The sequence below is a fragment of the Williamsia sp. genome, assembly GCF_016462415.1.
Classification (GTDB): Bacteria; Actinomycetota; Actinomycetes; order Mycobacteriales; family Mycobacteriaceae; genus Williamsia_A.
Map to the genome: position 1 here is coordinate 74,903 of NZ_JAEMTF010000007.1, position 18,037 is coordinate 92,939.

At 69.1% G+C, this 18,037-nt stretch carries 16 protein-coding genes; 12 read left to right on the forward strand and 4 right to left on the reverse strand.

The annotated features are described in order from the left end of the window. Position 1 precedes the first annotated feature (1 nt). Genes JHC79_RS03215 through JHC79_RS03225 form a run of 3 tightly spaced genes read left to right on the forward strand, consistent with a single transcriptional unit; the run spans position 2 to position 3,770 of the window. On the forward strand, positions 2-1,261 hold the full coding sequence (locus JHC79_RS03215) for a hypothetical protein (protein WP_296388425.1): 1,260 nt from the start codon (positions 2-4) through the stop codon (positions 1,259-1,261). A gap of 17 nt (positions 1,262-1,278) precedes the next feature. Next, complete coding sequence (locus JHC79_RS03220) at positions 1,279-2,892, forward strand: AMP-binding protein (protein ID WP_296388426.1); 1,614 nt, start codon at positions 1,279-1,281, stop codon at positions 2,890-2,892. Continuing rightward, positions 2,889-3,770: an SDR family NAD(P)-dependent oxidoreductase gene (locus JHC79_RS03225; RefSeq protein ID WP_296388427.1), complete on the forward strand. Its 882-nt coding sequence runs from the start codon at positions 2,889-2,891 to the stop codon at positions 3,768-3,770. The genes JHC79_RS03220 and JHC79_RS03225 overlap by 4 nt, the downstream gene beginning before the upstream one ends. A 17-nt stretch (positions 3,771-3,787) precedes the next feature. On the opposite strand, the gene JHC79_RS03230 is transcribed toward JHC79_RS03225, so the two are convergent. The 4 genes from JHC79_RS03230 to JHC79_RS03245 form a co-directional block, all read right to left on the reverse strand. Next, the gene (locus tag JHC79_RS03230; RefSeq protein WP_296388428.1) at positions 3,788-4,660 is read right to left on the reverse strand and encodes a DUF559 domain-containing protein; all 873 of its coding nucleotides are present in this window, start codon (positions 4,658-4,660) and stop codon (positions 3,788-3,790) included. 97 nt (positions 4,661-4,757) lie between these two features. Beyond that, the gene (locus JHC79_RS03235) at positions 4,758-5,924 is read right to left on the reverse strand and encodes a DUF6297 family protein (protein ID WP_296388429.1); all 1,167 of its coding nucleotides are present in this window, start codon (positions 5,922-5,924) and stop codon (positions 4,758-4,760) included. Next, on the reverse strand, positions 5,921-6,532 hold the full coding sequence (locus JHC79_RS03240) for an ABC transporter ATP-binding protein (protein WP_296388430.1): 612 nt from the start codon (positions 6,530-6,532) through the stop codon (positions 5,921-5,923). The genes JHC79_RS03235 and JHC79_RS03240 overlap by 4 nt, the downstream gene beginning before the upstream one ends. A 65-nt stretch (positions 6,533-6,597) precedes the next feature. Then, complete coding sequence (locus JHC79_RS03245; RefSeq protein WP_296388431.1) at positions 6,598-6,969, reverse strand: hypothetical protein; 372 nt, start codon at positions 6,967-6,969, stop codon at positions 6,598-6,600. A 52-nt stretch (positions 6,970-7,021) separates the two neighbouring features. Between JHC79_RS03245 and JHC79_RS03250 the strand changes: the two genes are divergently transcribed. The 9 genes from JHC79_RS03250 to JHC79_RS03290 all read left to right on the forward strand — a co-directional run. After that, the gene (locus JHC79_RS03250; protein WP_296388432.1) at positions 7,022-7,954 is read left to right on the forward strand and encodes a PaaI family thioesterase; all 933 of its coding nucleotides are present in this window, start codon (positions 7,022-7,024) and stop codon (positions 7,952-7,954) included. 91 nt (positions 7,955-8,045) lie between these two features. Then, positions 8,046-8,849, forward strand: a complete 804-nt coding sequence (locus JHC79_RS03255) for a TIGR03084 family metal-binding protein (RefSeq protein WP_296388433.1) — start codon at positions 8,046-8,048, stop codon at positions 8,847-8,849. Next, positions 8,846-10,567, forward strand: a complete 1,722-nt coding sequence (locus tag JHC79_RS03260) for an acyclic terpene utilization AtuA family protein (protein ID WP_296388434.1) — start codon at positions 8,846-8,848, stop codon at positions 10,565-10,567. Before JHC79_RS03255 ends, JHC79_RS03260 begins: the two co-directional genes overlap by 4 nt. Further along, positions 10,568-11,728, forward strand: a complete 1,161-nt coding sequence (locus JHC79_RS03265; RefSeq protein ID WP_296388435.1) for an acyl-CoA dehydrogenase family protein — start codon at positions 10,568-10,570, stop codon at positions 11,726-11,728. Further along, positions 11,725-13,323 carry an acyl-CoA carboxylase subunit beta gene (locus JHC79_RS03270; protein ID WP_296388436.1) on the forward strand — a complete coding sequence of 533 codons (1,599 nt, stop codon included), beginning with the start codon at positions 11,725-11,727 and terminating at the stop codon, positions 13,321-13,323. The genes JHC79_RS03265 and JHC79_RS03270 overlap by 4 nt, the downstream gene beginning before the upstream one ends. Positions 13,324-13,331: 8 nt before the next feature. Further along, the gene (locus tag JHC79_RS03275) at positions 13,332-15,401 is read left to right on the forward strand and encodes a biotin carboxylase N-terminal domain-containing protein (protein ID WP_296388437.1); all 2,070 of its coding nucleotides are present in this window, start codon (positions 13,332-13,334) and stop codon (positions 15,399-15,401) included. Beyond that, entirely contained in the window at positions 15,398-16,594 is a 1,197-nt protein-coding gene (locus JHC79_RS03280) for an acyl-CoA dehydrogenase family protein (protein ID WP_296388438.1), read from the forward strand. The genes JHC79_RS03275 and JHC79_RS03280 overlap by 4 nt, the downstream gene beginning before the upstream one ends. A gap of 34 nt (positions 16,595-16,628) precedes the next feature. Further along, complete coding sequence (locus tag JHC79_RS03285) at positions 16,629-17,429, forward strand: enoyl-CoA hydratase family protein (RefSeq protein ID WP_296388439.1); 801 nt, start codon at positions 16,629-16,631, stop codon at positions 17,427-17,429. After that, a partial coding sequence (locus JHC79_RS03290) for a TetR/AcrR family transcriptional regulator (protein WP_296388445.1) occupies positions 17,429-18,037 on the forward strand: 609 nt, incomplete at its 3' end. The genes JHC79_RS03285 and JHC79_RS03290, both read left to right, overlap by 1 nt.

Here is an 18,037-nt window from a genome sequence, read left to right on the forward strand (position 1 = left end):
CGTGTCGTATTCCGAACTGTCGCAGGAAGAGCTGGCCGTTCTCGTGCCCGAGTTGTTGTTGGCGGGTCAGCTGATCGATCGCAGCGCGATGGCGCACATCATCGGCGACTTCGGTCGCGATGTGATGGCCCAGGTGGCCATCGAGGAGTGGATGGCCGCGAGCCCCGTCTACACCGCGCGGATGCGCCGTGCGATGGGCGTCGACGGTGACGGTGTGGTGGACATGTTCAAGTGTCTGCAACTCGACATCGGTGCCCCACCGCAGTTCATGGACTTCCGCTACTCGGTGACCGACGAATACCACGGGAGTTTCGTGCTCGACCACTGCGGCGCACTGATGGACGTGGAGCCGATGGGTGAGGACTACGTGACCGCGATGTGTCATGACATCGAGGACCCGACGTTCGACGCGACCGCCATCGCGACCAACCGGCGTGCCCGGATCCGGCCGGTCCACCGTCCGCCCCGTCGCCCGGAGAACCGCACCCCGCACTGTGAATGGCTCGTGACCATCGAGCCCGATCGCGATGAACTGGAACTGCCCGAGTACACCCACGCGATGTTCGCCACGCGTGCCGCCGACATCGCGTTGTCGCCGATCGACCACTCCGAGAAGGGGTGGAACGACTATTCCGGCGACCTGCTCGACGACCTGCAGTTCCGCGACTGGGCGCACAGCACACTGGTGCGCACCGCGGAAGAGGTGGCGGTGCAACACCAACTGCTGGTGATGGGCTTCATGGGCGCCGTGTCGCGTCGCACCTCCGACGACCACGCCCGCGAACTGGTGATCAAGGCGATGACCGGTATCGCCGGTCTCACCGCCGAGCGGATCACCGCTGCACTCGGGATCGCCGACGACGCAGCGGGTCTGGCGCGTGTGCTGTCGCTGCATCCCGCGCTCGGGCCGGAACAGTACGTCGGTCTCGGGGTGATCGCCGAGGGTGAGGGGACCGACGCGGTGGTCTCGGTACGGATCCCACAGGGCAGTGACGCGGTCGCCGACGACAGCTGGATCGTCCATGTCGACCCCGACCATCTCCTGCCGATCCAGGCGATCGCGACCGCGGTGAACCCGCACTGGGTGATCACCGCAGCCCGCGTCGACGACGGGTTCCTGACCGTCGACATCAGTTGGGGCGCCGAGCAACGAGAACGCAAGGAGGTCGCCATCGTCCGCTTCAGCGGCGGCTCGACGTTCTCCTTCGCCGACCGCGGAATCCCCAACTCGGTGATACCCCTGTCCATCTCACCCGTCTGACCTGAAGGAGCGTTGTCGTGGCGCAGAACCTGGCCGATCTGTTCGAGCACGCCGTCGATGCCGTGCCCGACCGGGTGGCGGTCATCGACGGTGGGTCCGGTTCCGAGTTCACCTATCGCGAGCTGGAGCAGCGGTCGAATCGGTTGGCGCACCTTCTGATCGACCACGGTGTCCGCGGCGGTTCGCATGTGGCCATCCACATGCACAACGCCGTCGACACGCTCGCGGGGTTCCTCGCGACGTTCAAGCTCCGGGCCGTGCCGGTCAACGTCAACTACCGATATGTCCGCGACGAGCTGGCCTACGTCTACGACGACGCCGATGTCGTCGCCGTGCTCACCCAACCCCGATACGCCGACGCCGCCCGCGCGGCGACCGGGCACCCGGTCATCGTCGTCGACGAGCGGTTCGATGAGACGCTGTCGGGTTGTTCGGCCGAGCGGGACTTCGCGACGCGCGCCGACGACGATCTGTTCCTGATGTACACCGGCGGCACGACCGGCGCGCCCAAGGGTGTGATGTGGCGGCAGGCCGACATGTGGCGTGTCCTCGGTGGTGGAATCGACTTCTACTCCGGCGAACTGATGGCCGACGAGTACGCACAATCGGCCCGCGCGGGTGAGAGTGCCGACCCCATGCGCTTTCTCATGCTGCCGCCGTTGATCCACGTCTCGGGACTCATGCCGACCCTGGGTGCACTCTTCTCCGGCAACACCGTCCTCTTCGAACCGCGGTTCGACGCCGCCCGTGTGTGGGAGGTCGTCGAGACCTGCCGCCCCGCGATCATGGTGATCACCGGGGATGCGATGGGACGTCCGCTGATCGACGAACTCGAGGAACGCGTCGCGGCCGGTCGGGCGGTCGACGTCTCCAGCCTGCTGGCCGTGAGTTCCGGCGCGGCGTTGTTCTCCCCGGCGCTCAAGGCACGTCTGCTGGGTCTGGCCCCCACCGTGGCCATCAGCGACTCGATCGGGTCGTCGGAGACGGGCTTCGGCGGGATCCGGGTGTACTCGGCCGCCGACACCGCCTTCGCGACCGCCGATCACGCCGGCGGCCCCCGGGTACCGGCCGGTCGTGGGGCGACGGTGATCGACGACGACGGTGCGCCGCTGACCGAGCCGGGGGAGGGGTGGTTCGCCAAGACCGGCTACCTTCCCATCGGCTACTACAAGGACGAGGCCAAGTCGGCAACGATCTTCCGTGAGCACGACGGCGTCCGGATGGTCGTGAGCGGCGACCGTGCCCGGTTGGAGGCCGACGGTGCGATCACCCTGCTCGGCAGGGGCTCGCAGGTGGTGAACACCGGTGGCGAGAAGGTCTTCGTCGAGGAGGTCGAAGGTGAGCTCAAGTCGCATCCCGCAGTCGTCGACGCCATCGTGATCGCGGTCGCCGACGAACGGTTCGGCCAGGGTGTCGCGGCGGTGGTCGCGGTGGCCGGCTCGCCGGACTTCGAGGCCATCGAGTCCCACCTTCGCACCCGTCTGGCCGGCTACAAGGTGCCGCGCACGTACTGGGTGGTCGACGCGGTGACGCGGACCCCCAGTGGCAAGCCGGACTACGGGTGGGCGAAGTCGATCGCTTCGTCCTCGGATCCGACCCACGTGCGGGACGCGGCGCGGTCGCACCGGTGAGCGGACTCCCGCTGTCGGGGAAGGTCGCGCTGATCGGCGGTTCGAGCCGCGGGATCGGTCTAGCGGTGGCGTACCGACTGGCTGCCGAGGGCGCCGCCGTCGTGCTGAACGGTCGGGACGCCGACGTGCTCGATGCCGCGGTCGCCGAGATCACCACCGCTGGAGGTCGGGCGTCCGGTGTGCTCGGCTCCCTGGCCACCCCCGGGATCGCCTACGCCATGGTCGACGCCGCACGTGAGGATTTCGGTCGGCTCGACGCCGCCATCAACTGTGCAGGCGTCGCCGAGCCCGGCGGATCGACCATCCTGACCATCGACTCCGAGGAGTTCGCCGAACAGATCGGCGCCCACCTGACGAGCGCGTTCGAGGTCGCCCGCGCCGCCGCGGAGGTGTTCGTCGCACAGGGCTCGGGGTCGATCGTCCTGACGGGATCGGCTGCGTCGCTGGGCATCTTCGGTGGAACCGGGTACCCCGCGGCCAAGGGTGGCGTCAATGCCCTCGCCCTGGCCGTCGCCGCCGAGCTACGGTCGAGCGGCGTCCGGGTGAACGTGGTGATGCCCGGCGCGAAGACCCGGCTGTCGACCGGCGACGAGTATCAGGCCCACATCGACGGTCTGCGTGATCGCGGTGTCCTCGACCCCGGGATGCACGCCGCCGCAGCAGATCCGGGCTCGGTCGACCACGTCGCCGCGATCTACGCCTATCTCGTCTCCGACCTCGCCGCCGACGTCACCGGGTCCGTGTTCAGCGCGGCAGGCAACTTCATCGGCCGCTACGCCGAGCCGGAGCTGTCCCTGATCGCCTACCGCGACCATGTCGACACCCCGCCGTACACCCTCGACGAGATTCACGACGCTGTCGCCGGTCACGGGAGATAGTCAGCAGAGTTTCCCGCTCACCGGGAAACTCTGCTGACGATCGCGCGAATCTGGGCCACCACGTGGTGCGGACGGTCGGTCAAGTCGGCCCAGGTGAAGCGGAGGATCGTCCACCCGTTGGCGACCAACACGTTCTGGCGCGTCCGATCGTGTTGGAACGCCTCGGCATCGGAGTGGAACGCCATCCCGTCGATCTCGACGATCACCTTCTGCTCGGCGAACATGACGTCGACCGGATAACCACACACCGTCTGGTTGGCGACCCAGCCGCTGATCCCGGATCCCCGCAGCAATCGGACGAGGATTCGCTCCGCTTCCGACCGTGCGCCACTCGCGGCGGCGTTCAACATCCGCTCCGAAGCCGTGGCCCCGCGGCGTCCCGGGTAGCGGCGGTGGGCCGCGATGAGCTGTTCGAGCGACACCTGGCCCCGAAGCAGCGCGGAGTCGAGCACCTTGCTGCCAGTGACCGCCGCCGCGTCGAGGACGGTGAGCGGTACGGACGTCACCCGGAGGTTCGCCCGCTCCACGACGTCCTCCGACCGCAGGTCGCGGAGCAGGATCTGCATGCCGGGCAGCTCCGTCGCATGGCGTGTCCGTGGGGTGGTGACGGTGATCGTCCGCGGAGGCCGCGGTTCGATCCGGTGCCACCACGCCGCCGACGCGCCGGACAGAACCGAACGGGTGCCGGCTCTAGCGCAGGCGATTCGCATTCGGGCGCGATGCGACATGTCGCGGTCGGTCGCGAAGTAGACGCCGTTGCCGACGCGAGTCCACGTACCGCTGTCCACGAGCCGCCCGATGGCGGAGCTGCTCAGTCCCACGTCGAGGGCCTGGCTGCGCGTGACCACGCCGTCGTGACCGGCCAGCAGGGTTCGGAGTTGCGCGTTCATCGTGCATCCGACGTGGCGACCACCCCATCGGTTCCGAGAGCTCCATAGTCAGCAGTCTTTCCCGCTGAGCGGGAAAGACTGCTGACTATCGGGGGGGTCACCCGATGAGAGATGCGATCAACCCGGTGAGCACCACGGCGGCCGGACCACGGGCCATCGCGAGCAGGAGGAGCGGTTGCGTCGCACCGCCCTGACCGGTGATGTACAACGGCGCATCGAACGGCAGGTCCGGACGAGTGGCGCGGCGTATGACCGCGATTGCCGCCCCGACCACGACGACAAGCATCGCGACCACGGACAGGTGCCAGGTGAGCGAGGCGACCACGCACCAGAGCAGCACTGCGCCGACGGGGACGACGCTGTGAACCGCGGTGACGACGAGACGGGATCCACCGAGCGCGCGACGCAGGGCCGGCTCCTCGGTGAGTCGGCGCAGCCCGCCGGACACCGCGCAGCCCGCGCGATACGCGAGTACGACAGCAACGGCGGGGGCGATCGACGTGAGGTACAGCGTCTGCGACACAGCGAGTCCGACGGCGACGACCACCACGAACACGATGAGATCCCCTGGGCGACGGCGCAGTCGGGCGAGATCGGCGGTCAGGCACGCGCGGGCACGCCCCAGGGGGAGGACGCGACTGTGCGACCGGGTGTTCCCGCGCTCCCACCGGACCACACGTGCCGTACTGAGCCATCCGAGATCCATCGTCACCACGGCCAGGCGTGCGGCGGCGACGAATCCGTCATCCGGGGCGACGACGTCGCGGTGCAGCCGTTCGACCGGCCACAGCGATCCGCTACCCGGATGCTCGAAAAGAGCTTCGGCGGCACGGTGTTGACGCCAACTGGTCACGACCATCAGGCCGACGGCGCACAGTCCGCCCGTACCCAGCAGAACCGGCGCACTCGCCCAGTCCAGGATCGATGCGACCACCGCCAGCACGAGGCAACCCATGAGGGCGGTCATCGACGCACGCACGCGCCGCGCACGCAGCACCGGGCCGCGATCGGCGGGGCCGGACAGCTGCCACATCGCCTCGGCACGCGAGACCCGTATCGGTCCCCACCACCACAGCGCGGTGCCGACGATCAGCACGCACAGCGCAACGGTCCACCCGACGAGAACCGGGGTCGGCGAACCCAGACCCGATACGACGCCCACGACGCCGGCCACGCGTTCGGGTTGCAGGAAGTACCACCCCAGTCCGCCGACCACGGCAACCGTCATGACCACTCCGGGCAGGTCGTCGGTGTCGAATTTCATCGCCCCACCGTCACCGTCTGATCGGCGCACTGCGTCACGAGTTCGGGGCTGTGGGTCGCGATCACGACCGACGCGCCGGCCGTGGTCGCTCGGCCGATCCGATCCGCGACCCACCCGCGGCCGTCGGTGTCGAGACCGGACTCCGGTTCGTCGATGACGATCAGTTCGCCGGGGCGAATGAATACCGCGCACAGCGTGAATCGCTGCCGCTGACCGGTCGACAACGTGTGCGGGAATCGGTCGGCCAGATCGCCGATCCCGGAATCGGCGAGTATCTCGCGGGCGCGCTCGGCGTCGATCTCGTGTGCAGCGGTGATCAGGCGCAGATGTTCGAGGACGGTCAATTCGGCGAAGGTGGCGTCGTCACCGAGTTCGACCGACACGGCTGCGCGGAACGCAGGGTCGCTGTCATCGGCGACGAGTTCGCCGACGCGGACATCGCCCGAGTCGGGCCTGCGGAGTCCGGCGATGGTCCGGAGCAGGGTGGATTTACCCGAGCCGTTCGGGCCGACGACGGCAAGGCACTCGCCGGGAGGGAGCTGCAGCGTCAGATCGGTGATGAGGTCGGTGTCGTCGGTGGACAGGCAGAGCTGATGTATCGAGAGCATGGCGCGACTTTCGGTGTGTGGCGGGCGGGGTCACGAAGAACCGCCCGACGCAGCGAAAGCCGAGGTCAGGCGGTGGTCGGATCCCCACCCGGTGCACGCGGGAGCGACATGCGCAGGAGTGCGACGTCGTAGGTCCGTGGTCCGGACACCGAACGGGCGACGACGCGCCATCTATGGGCTACGTCGAACGGAAGCCCTTGCCGCACAGAAGACATGCGGCGCAGAACCCAGTGGGTGAAGGCGGACCGGATGTGCGGGTGCGCGGCCACGGAGACAACGGCGATGCCGAGGGCGACCGAGATCGCAAGCGCGCCGGCATGGGGCGTCGCCGGTTCGGTGAGACCGATCATCGTCAGCCACCACGCCGCCGTCAGCACGAGCGTCGCGAATGTGGAGGTCGCAGGCAGATACGCGGCCGAGTGTGTTCTCGCCCTCATTCGCCACCTCCCGAATCGCTGCTGACCGGCTCGTTGCGATAGGAGTTTAGCCATGACATCGACCAGCCGGGTGATCGACGGCAACGCTCTGACCGCCTTCGGGGTCGGCGGACCCGCAGCGAGTGAGCCGACCGCGACGCTGCAGCAGCGGATGGGGCCCGCGGTCACCGATCACCGCGGCCGCATCGAACTCAGCGCCTACGCGGTCCTGGTCGACACCGTCGGCGGCGGCCCGTTCGTCGTCCGCACCGGCCCCGACTTCGGCGTCGTCCAGGCGCGCCTGGCCTTTGCGACCACCGGCGACCGCGTGCCCGCCCACGGACTGCTCACCGCGACGGCCACCCTGCGCGACCGCCACGACATGTTCGGACTGACCACCGTCGACGTCACCGGCGCGGCCGACGAGCTGTACGCGTCGGTGCTGGTCCGCAACGCCCGGACCGCGCGCACGTTCGACCCGGAGCTGCTCGCCCGCGGCCGGGACGCCTCTGACACCGGAGCCGGCGAGCGCGCGACCGTCCCGGACACCATGGGCACCGACACCGATCTGCCGCCCCGCATCGACCCCGCCCTGACCGGGCGTCAGATCGTGGACGCGATCGTGCAGGGGCGACTGTCAGGCGGGCCGATCGCGGATCTGCTGTCGTTGACGACGCACGGCGGGGACGACGGTCCGACGGTCGTGTGCTCGCCGCAGTCGTGGATGGCGAACCCGCTGGGGACCATGCACGGTGGGGTGATCGCGGCGATCACCGCGCACGCATGCTCGCTCGCCGGGCAGCAGCACACCGCCGCGGGGCAGAACCACACCATGATCGACTTCGCCGTGAACTTCTTCCGGTCGCCGCCGGTGGACGCGGGGGAGCTCATCGTCACCACCCGTCCCGAACGGATCGGTCGGCGGCTCGGGTCGGTCTCGGCCGTGCTGACACAGGCCGACGGCACACTGCTGGCCCGCGCCACCGCAGACCTCGCCTTCGGCTGATCCGAGCCGGACCACGGCGATCCTGTGGGTCCGCTGTCAAAACAAGCATGCGTGCTTGCTTTTTATTGGAGCACCTGTGACGCTGTGTGCCATGACCGCTGTGCAGTCCCTGGTTGCCGACATGGTCGCCGAGGGGGAGTCGCTCGACGCCCTGGTCGCCGACCTCGACGAGGACACCTGGCGCACACTCACGCCCGCGGTCGGCTGGACCATCGCCCATCAGATCGGGCATCTGTCCTGGACCGACCGGGTCGCCACACTCTCGGCCGCCGATCCCGACGCATTCGCCGACGTCCTCACCACCGGTGCCGCCGACCCCGCCGGCTTCGTCGACACCGCCGCCGAACTGGCCGCCGCGGACGCGCCGAGCGACATCCTCGCCACCTGGCGCACGAACCGAGCCGCGCTGGCCACCGCGCTCGTCGCCGTCCCGTCCGGGACCAAGCTGAGCTGGTTCGGTCCGCCGATGTCCGCGGCATCGATGGCCACCGCCCGCATCATGGAGCTCTGGGCCCACGGACTCGACGTCGCCGACACCCTGGGGGTCACCGTCGAGCCCACCTCGCGCATCCGCGCGGTCGCGCACATCGGCGTCCGCACCCGCGACTTCGCCTACATCGTCAACGGCCAGACCCCGCCGACCGCCGAGTTCCGCGTCGAACTGACCGCCCCCGACGGATCGTTGTGGACCTGGGGACCCGAGGACGCCACCGACCGCGTGAGCGGACCGGCCATCGACTTCTGCCGGCTGGTGACGCAACGTCGCGCACCCGCCGACCTCGACCTGACCGTGCGCGGCGACGACGCCGAGCAGTGGATCCGCATCGCCCAGTGTTTCGCCGGTCCTCCCGGACCGGGACGCGCGCCCCGATCGACCGAGATGAGCACCGCATGACCACCGCAGTTCCCGCCACCGCTCCCTGCGTCCGCGTCGGCAACGCGTCCGGCTTCTACGGCGACCGCTTCTCCGCCATGCGCGAGATGCTCGAGGGAGGCGACCTCGACTACCTCACCGGCGACTACCTCGCCGAGCTGACGATGCTCATCCTGGGCCGCGACCGACTCCGCGACCCCGCCCGGGGATACGCGTCGACCTTCGTCCGCCAGATGCGCGAGTGCCTGACCATCGCCGTCGAGCGCAAGGTCCGCATCGTCACCAACGCCGGCGGTCTGAACCCGAAGGGGTTGGCGGACAAACTCACCGAGCTGGCCGCCGAGCTAGGCGTCGACGTCTCCATCGCCTACGTCGACGGTGACGACCTCATCTCCCGGGCCCCCGAGCTCGGTCTGGGCGAGCCGCTGACCGCCAACGCCTACCTCGGAGCCTTCGGCATCAAGGCCGCCCTCGACGCCGGCGCCGATGTCGTCGTCACCGGGCGGATCACCGACGCGTCGCTCGCGGTCGGGCCCGCCGCGCACCATTTCGGTTGGCAACCCGAGGATCTCGACCAGCTCGCCGGAGCCGTCGTCGCCGGCCACGTCATCGAGTGCGGCACCCAGGCCACCGGCGGCAACTACGCTTTCTTCACCGAGATCGGTGACCTGTCCCGGCCGGGCTTCCCCATCGCAGAGATCGCCGCCGACGGCAGCTCGGTCATCACCAAGCACCGCGCGACCGGTGGCGCGGTGACCGTGGGTACGGTCACCGCGCAACTGCTGTACGAGATCACCGGTCCGCGTTACCTCGGACCCGACGTCACCACCCGCCTCGACACCGTCGCGTTGGCGCAGCAGGGGACCGACCGCGTGCAGATCAGTGGCGTGCGCGGCGAGATCCCGCCGGAGTCGGTCAAGGTCTCGCTCAACACCCTCGCGGGGTTCCGCAACGAGGTGACCATGATCCTCACCGGCCTCGACGTCGAGGAGAAGGCCCGCCTCGTCACCGAACAGTTCGAGTCGTCGCTGGCGACCAAACCCGAGCAACTCACCTGGGAGCTCTCGCGCACCGACCGCGCCGACGGCGTCACCGAGGCCCAGTCATCGGCGCTGCTCCGCTGCGTCGGCAAGAGCCGTGACGCCGACACCGTCGGTCGCGAGTTCTCCTCGGCCGCCGTGGAGTTGGCGCTGGCCAGCTACCCCGGGTTCAGCATGACGGCTCCTCCCGGCAAGGGCAGCCCGTACGGGGTGTTCGAGCCGGGGTACGTCGCCGCCGACGCCGTCGAACACCGCGTGACGCTGCCCGACGGCACGGTCACCCTGATCCCGCCGAGCCCGGTCCGAGGACCGTTGGCCCCACTCGTCGACGAGCCGCCCCGCGCGCCGCGCGACTGGGGTCCGACCAGCCCGGCGCCGCTCGGCCTGATCGCCGGCGCGCGCAGTGGCGACAAGGGTGGTAGCGCCAACATCGGTGTGTGGGTGCGGGATCCGGAGCACTTCGAGTGGCTCGACGAGATCCTCACCGTCGACCTGCTCGCGCAACTGCTGCCCGAGACCGCTGATCTCACCGTCACGCGTCACCGCTTCCCCAACCTGCTGGCGGTCAATTTCGTGATCGAGGCCATCCTCGGTCGCGGCGTCGCCGACAACGTCCGCTTCGACCCGCAGGGCAAGGGTCTCGGCGAATGGCTGCGCGCCCGCGTGGTCGACATCCCCGATCGATTCGAGGTCATCTGAATGAGTCTTGCCACACCCGCGTGGAACACCCCGGAGCGACGCGAACTGCGCAGCACGGTCGGTGGATTCGTCGAGCGGCACATCCTGCCGCATCAGGCGGAGTGGGAGCGTGACGGACTCATCCCGCGTGAACTGCATCGTGAGGCGTCCAAGCTCGGTCTGCTCGGCCTCGGATTCCCCGAGTCGGTCGGAGGATCCGGCGGCGACCTGATCGACGCCACCATCGCAGGCGAGGTGCTGCACGAACGTGGGGCCGCGGGCGGAATCTACGCGTCGCTGTTCACCCACGGCATCTCGCTGCCGCACCTCGTGGCCGCGGGCGACGCCGACCAGATCGACCGATGGGTGCGTCCCACCCTGGCGGGGGAGAAGATCGGCAGCCTCGCGATCACCGAGCCCGGGGGCGGCAGCGACGTCGGCCACCTGACGACGTCGGCGGTCCGCGACGGCGACCACTACATCGTCAACGGCGCCAAGACCTACATCACCTCCGCGGTCCGGGCCGACTTCATCGTCACCGCGGTGCGCACCGGCGGACCGGGTGCCGGTGGGGTGTCCCTGCTCGTCGTGGACACCGACACCCCGGGCTTCTCGGTCAGTCGTAAACTCGACAAGATGGGTTGGCGCTGCTCGGACACCGCGGAACTGAGCTTCGTCGACGCCCGCGTCCCGGTCGGCAACCTCGTCGGCGCCGAGAACACCGGGTTCGCGCAGATCGCGGCCGGCTTCGTCACCGAGCGCGCAGGGCTGGCCACGCAGGCCTACGCCAGCGCGCAACGGTGCCTCGACCTCACCCTCGAGTGGGTGCGGACCCGCGAGACCTTCGGCAAGCCGCTCATCGCGCGGCAGTCCGTCCAGGACAGCGTCACCGAGATGGCCCGTCGGATCGACGTCGCCCGCACCTACACCCGCGCCGTCGTCGATCGGAAGGTGTCCAGTACCGACGACCTCATCGCCGAGGTCTGCTTCGCGAAGAACACGTCCGTCGAGGCAGGCGAGTGGGTCGCGAACAAGGCCGTGCAGCTGTTCGGCGGACTGGGCTACATGGCCGAGTCGGAGATCGAACGCCAGTACCGCGACATGCGCATCCTGGGCATCGGCGGCGGCACCACCGAGATCCTGACCGGATTGGCGGCAAAGCGGTTGGGGTACCAGGCGTGACGGCGCTGCGATCGGTGATCGACCGATCCGCACCGGAGTTCGTCGACGCGGCGCAGACGATGCAGGAGAAGTTGGCCGGGCTCGACGCCGAGTTCACCAAGGCGCTCGCCGGCGGCGGCGAGAAGAAGGTCGCCCGTCATCACGAGCGCGGCAAGCTCCTCGCCCGTGAGCGCATCGAGTTGCTCATCGACGCCGACAGCGCGTTCCTGGAACTGTGTCCGCTCGCCGCGTACGGCTCGGACTTCCAGGTCGGCGCCTCGATGATCATCGGGATCGGTGTCGTCGAGGGTGTCGAGTGCATGATCGTCGCCAACGACCCGACCGTCCGCGGTGGCACGTCCAACCCGTGGACCCTGCGCAAGGGGTTCCGTGCCAACGAGATCGCGATGGAGAACCGTCTCCCGTGCATCTCGCTGGTGGAGTCCGGCGGCGCCGACCTGCCCACCCAGAAAGACGTCTTCATCCCGGGTGGGCGGATGTTCCGCGACATCACCCAGCTGTCCGCCGCCGGGATCCCCACCATCGCACTGGTCTTCGGCAACTCGACCGCGGGCGGCGCCTACGTCCCCGGCATGTCCGATCACACCGTGATGATCGAGAACCAGTCCAAGGTGTTCCTCGGCGGTCCGCCGCTGGTGAAGATGGCCACCGGTGAGGAGAGCGACGACGAGTCGTTGGGCGGTGCGTTGATGCACGCCCGGCAGTCCGGGCTCGCCGACTACTACGCGCGCGACGAGCAGGACGCGATCCGTATCGGCCGCCGCATCGTGTCGCGGCTCAACCATCGCAAGGTCGGCCCCGGCCCGCTCGCCGCTCCCATCGAACCCCGGTACGACACCGAAGAACTCATCGGCATCGTCCCCGGTGACCTGAAGATCCCGTTCGACCCCCGTGAGGTCATCGCCCGCGTTGTCGACGACAGCGACTTCGACGAGTTCAAGGCCGAGTACGGGTCATCGCTGTGCACCGGCTGGGCGCGGATCCACGGCTATCCGGTCGGCATCCTGGCCAACGCCCAGGGTGTCCTGTTCTCCGCCGAGTCGCAGAAGGCCACGCAGTTCATCCAGCTCGCCAACCGCAGCAACACCCCGTTGTTGTTCCTGCACAACACCACCGGCTACATGGTCGGCAAGGAGTACGAGCAGAACGGCATCATCAAGCACGGGTCGATGATGATCAACGCGGTGTCGAACTCGACCGTCCCGCACATCTCCCTGCTGATCGGCGCCAGCTACGGCGCCGGCCACTACGGGATGTGCGGTCGGGCGTTCAACCCCCGCTTCCTGTTCGCCTGGCCCAGCGCGAAATCCGCCGTCATGGGTGCCGCCCAGCTGTCCGGCGTCATCTCGCTCGTTTCGCGGGCGGCCACCGAGGCCCGCGGCGGAACCGTCGACGAGGAGGCCGACCGCGGGATGCGCGCGATGATCGAGGCGCAGATCGAGGAACAGTCGCTGCCCGCGTTCCTGTCCGGGATGCTCTACGACGACGGGGTCATCGACCCCCGCGACACCCGCACCGTCCTGGGCATCACCCTCTCGGCGATCGACACCGCGCCGGTCGAGGGCACCTCCAACTTCGGCGTCTTCCGGATGTGAACGGCACTGTGACCTACAACGATTCGTCGATCACCTCGGTCCTCGTCGCCAACCGCGGCGAGATCGCGCGACGTGTGTTCGCGACCTGTGAGCGGATGGGGTTGTCCACCGTCGCGGTCTTCTCCGACCCCGACGCCGCCGCCCCACACGTCGCGGCGGCCGACCGTGCGGTCCGGCTGCCCGGTGAGACGTCGGCGGCGACCTACCTCGATGCCGACGCGATCATCGCCGCGGCCAAGTCCGCCGGCGCCGACGCGATCCACCCCGGATACGGATTCCTTTCCGAGAACGCCGCTTTCGCGCAGTCGGTGATCGACGCCGGTATCGCGTGGATCGGCCCGCCGCCGTCGTCGATCACCTCGATGGGGTCGAAGGTCAACGCCAAGGCGATCATGTCCGGCTCGGGTGTACCGATCCTCGGCGACCTCGACCCGGCCACGCTGACCGCCTCGGACCTGCCCGTGCTCATCAAGGCCTCGGCCGGCGGTGGCGGACGCGGCATGCGCATCGTCCGCGACATCGCCGACCTCGCGAGCGAGGTCACGGCCGCGGCCCGCGAGGCCGAGTCCGCCTTCGGTGATCCGACGGTGTTCTGTGAGCCGTATGTCGAACGCGGACACCACATCGAGGTACAGGTGCTCGCCGATCAGCACGGCCGTGTCTGGACGGTGGGGGAGCGGGAGTGCTCCATCCAGCGTCGGCACCAGAAGATCATCGAGGAGGCGCCCGCGCCGCTCGTCGAGCGCATAGGTGGTGATCTACGGAGGCGCCTGTTCGACGCAGCGCGCAACGCGGCATCGGCCATCGGATACGTCGGCGCCGGCACGGTGGAGTTCCTCGCCGACGGTTCCGGTCGCTTCTACTTCCTGGAGATGAACACCCGTCTGCAGGTCGAACACCCGGTCACCGAGGCGACGACCGGTCTCGACCTCGTCGAATGGCAGATCCGGGTCGCCGACGGTGAGCCGCTCGGCGACACCCCGCCGCCGATCACCGGCCACTCCATCGAGGCCCGGCTCTACGCCGAGGACCCGGCCGCGAACTGGTCGCCGCAGTCGGGCACCGTCTTCGACATCGACCTGCCCGCCGACGTGACGTTCGACCGACTCGACCGACCGGGCATCCGCGTCGACTCCGGGATCGAGGCGGGCAGCGAGATCTCGGTGTTCTACGACCCGATGCTCGCCAAGGTCATCAGCTGGGCCCCGGACCGTACCCGGGCCGCGGCGATGCTCGCCGGCGCACTGGCGCGGGCGACGGTCCACGGACCCGGCACCAACCGCGATCTGCTCGTCACCATCCTGCGGCACAGCGTGTTCCGCTCCGGTGACACCGACACCGGGTTCATCGACCAGATCGGCCTGCCGGTGCTGTCGCGACCGCTGGCCGACGCGTCCGAGGTCCGGCTGGCCGCGGTGGCCGCGGCGGCATCGGGAGCCGCGAGAAACCGCGACGCCGCCACGGTGCAGCGCGGAATCCCCTCGGGATGGCGGAACCTGCACTCGCAGTACCAGACCACACAGTTCGTGCCCGACGGCTCCGATCCGATCGCCGACGTCGACGCGGCGATCTCGGTGCGCTACCGCGCCGGCCGTGACTCCGTCGACCTGCCCGACGACCCGTCGGTGACGCTGGTGGGGGCGTCGGCGTCGTCGGTGACCCTCGAGGTCGACGGTGTCCGTCGACGGTTCGCCGTCGCCCGGTACGTCGACGCCCAGAACCGTGCGGTGACCTACGTCGACTCCGATGCGACGTCGGTGACCCTGCGCGACGTGCCACGGTTCACCGATCCGTCCGCGGTCGGCAAGCCCGGGTCGTTGCTCGCGCCCATGCCGGGATCGGTCATCCGGATCGCGGTCGAGATCGGCGATCAGGTGACGCAAGGCCAGCCGCTGCTGTGGCTGGAGGCTATGAAGATGGAACACACGGTGCACGCACCCGCCGACGGGGTGGTGGCCGAACTGGCCGTCGTGGCCGGACAACAACTCGCGGTGGGCGATGTGCTCGCCGTCATCAGCAGTGACACCCCTTCCGAGGACAACCCCTCCGGGGACAGCGCGACAGAGGAGACAGCATGACCGCAACATCCGAGCGACCGACCGAAACTGCCGTGAACCCCTTCGTGGAGACCGAGGAGCGCGCGGCACTGCGTGCCTCGGTGGCCGCACTGGGCAAGCGCTACGGCCAGCAGTACTTCATGGAGTGCGCCCGCACCGGCAAGAAGACCGATGAGCTGTGGGCCGAGGCAGGCAAGCTCGGCTTCCTCGGCGTCAACCTCCCCGAGGAGTACGGCGGCGGCGGCGCGGGCATCTATGAGCTCGCGATCGTCATGGAGGAGTTGGCCGCGAACGGTGTCGGGCTGCTGATGATGGTGGTCTCGCCCGCCATCTGCGGCAACATCATCGCCCGTTTCGGCACCGACGAGCAGAAGCAGCAATGGTTGCCCGGTCTGTCCGACGGCAGCGTCACCATGGCCTTCGGCATCACCGAGCCCGAGGCCGGGTCGAACTCGCACCAGATCACCACCACCGCCCGCCGCGACGGTGACGACTGGCTGCTCACCGGTCGCAAGGTGTGGATCTCCGGTGTCGACCAGGCCGACGCGGTCCTGATCGTCGCCCGCACCGAGGACGCGAAGACCGGCAAGCTCAAGCCGGCGTTGTTCATCGTGCCGACCGACACCCCGAACTTCGAGTACAAGATGATCGACATGGAGCTGATCAACCCCGAGAAGCAGTTCCAGCTGTTCCTCGACGACGTCCGCCTGCCGTCGACGGCGCTCGTCGGATCGGCCGACGCGGCATTGGGTCAGCTCTTCGCCGGTCTCAACCCGGAACGGATCATGGCGGCGGCCTCGGCCATCGGCATGGCACGCTTCGCGCTGAACAAGGCCGTCGACTACGTCAACAACCGCACCGTGTGGAAGACGCCGATCGGCGCGCACCAGGCGATCGCACATCCGTTGGCGGTGGGCAAGATCGAGATGGAGATGGCCAAGCTGATGATGCAGAAGGCCGCCAGCATGTACGACGCGGGCGACGACTGGGGCGCCGCCGAGCCGGCCAACATGAGCAAGTACGCCGCCGCCGAGGCGTGCGTGAAGATCGTCGACCAGGCCGTGCAGTCGATGGGCGGCAACGGTCTGTCGAGCGAGTACGGGATCGCTCCGCTGCTCAACCTCTGCCGCGTCGCCCGGGTGGCACCGGTGAGCCGCGAGATGGTGCTCAACTTCGTGGCGCAGACCAGCCTCGGCCTGCCCAAGTCCTACTGATGTCTCTGGTCGCACTGATGGCAAGGTGTCACCCATGACAACCCTGGTCACGTGCGAGTCCTCGGCCGGCGTCGCGACGATCACGCTCGACTCGCCGTCGAACCGCAACGCGCTCTCGGCCGATCTCGTCGCGCAGTTGCTCGAGCACCTCGCCACGGCCGGGAATGACCCCGCGGTGCGATCGGTCGTGCTCACGCACACCGGCGGCACGTTCTGCGCCGGTGCCGATCTCGCCGGGGCGCTGGGTTCGGGCATGTCGCCGGAGGAGGCGTCGGCGGCCGGGGCGAAAGCCATGGTCTCGGTGATGCGGACGATCCTGGAGCTGCCGCGGCCGGTGGTGGCGCGGGTCGACGGGCACGTCCGGGCCGGTGGCATCGGGCTACTCGGTGCCTGCGACATCGCCGTCGCAGGGCCGTCGAGCACCTTCGCGCTGACCGAGGCACGCCTCGGCCTGGCGCCGTCGGTGATCTCGTTGACGCTGCTGTCGCGGATGACCTCGCGGTCGGTCGGACGCTACTTCGTCACCGGCGAGCGCTTCGGCGCCGCGGAGGCCGAGTCGATGGGGTTGATCACCGTCGCCGCGGCCGACGCCGACGCGCTGGCCTGGACCACCGGCGGCATCCTGGAAGCGATCGGCAAGGGCTCCCCGCAGGGATTGCGGGAGTCGAAAAAGGTCGCCACCGCACAGATCCGGGCCGAGTTCGAGCGGTTCGCCGCGGATCGGACCCGGGAGTCGGCGGCACTGTTCGCCTCTGACGAGGCCCGTGAGGGCATGACCGCGTTCCTGGAGAAGCGCCCGCCGCGATGGGCTGTCACCGAACCGGCGGCGACGTGATGTTCCGGGACTCCGGGCGACCGCCCACGCCGACCCGCACGCCGCAGCAGGACCGGTCGCGCGCAACGAGAGAACGGCTGATCTCGGCGACGATCGACGTGCTGGCCACCGAGGGGTGGTCGGCGTCGACGGTGTCGGTGGTGGCCGAGCGGGCGGGGGTGTCCCGCGGTGCGGCACAACATCACTTCCCGACCCGCGAGAGCCTGATCACGGCGACGCTGGAGCAGACGTTCGACGAACTCACCGGTCGTGCGTCGGTGATGGACGAGACGCTGCCCGAGGGTCCTGGTCGCGTGGAGGCCGTGGTCTCGCGCGCGGTCGACATCTACACCGGCACCCAGTTCAAGGCGGCGCTACAGGTGTGGAGTGCCGCGGCGTCGGATCCGGGTCTGCGCGATCTGATCCGTCCGCTGGAGCGGAAGTTCGCCCGTGCGGCGCATCGGATGACCGTCCATGCGATCGCCGGCGACACCGACGATCCCGCCGTGCACCGGCTCGTGCAGGCCACCCTCGACATGGCGCGTGGGCTCGGTCTGGCCGACACCCTCTCCGACGACTCCGCCCGTCGCAAACAGGTCGTCGCGACGTGGTCGGAAGTACTTGCCGCA

Coding starts and splice junctions, on each gene's coding strand:
- JHC79_RS03230 (WP_296388428.1), bottom strand. CDS start 4,660: ATGAACGCGCAACTCCGAACCCTGCTGGCCGGTCACGACGGCGTGGTC.
- JHC79_RS03235 (WP_296388429.1), bottom strand. CDS start 5,924: ATGAAATTCGACACCGACGACCTGCCCGGAGTGGTCATGACGGTTGCC.
- JHC79_RS03240 (WP_296388430.1), bottom strand. CDS start 6,532: ATGCTCTCGATACATCAGCTCTGCCTGTCCACCGACGACACCGACCTC.
- JHC79_RS03245 (WP_296388431.1), bottom strand. CDS start 6,969: ATGAGGGCGAGAACACACTCGGCCGCGTATCTGCCTGCGACCTCCACA.
- JHC79_RS03250 (WP_296388432.1), top strand. CDS start 7,022: ATGACATCGACCAGCCGGGTGATCGACGGCAACGCTCTGACCGCCTTC.
- JHC79_RS03255 (WP_296388433.1), top strand. CDS start 8,046: ATGACCGCTGTGCAGTCCCTGGTTGCCGACATGGTCGCCGAGGGGGAG.
- JHC79_RS03260 (WP_296388434.1), top strand. CDS start 8,846: ATGACCACCGCAGTTCCCGCCACCGCTCCCTGCGTCCGCGTCGGCAAC.
- JHC79_RS03265 (WP_296388435.1), top strand. CDS start 10,568: ATGAGTCTTGCCACACCCGCGTGGAACACCCCGGAGCGACGCGAACTG.
- JHC79_RS03280 (WP_296388438.1), top strand. CDS start 15,398: ATGACCGCAACATCCGAGCGACCGACCGAAACTGCCGTGAACCCCTTC.
- JHC79_RS03285 (WP_296388439.1), top strand. CDS start 16,629: ATGACAACCCTGGTCACGTGCGAGTCCTCGGCCGGCGTCGCGACGATC.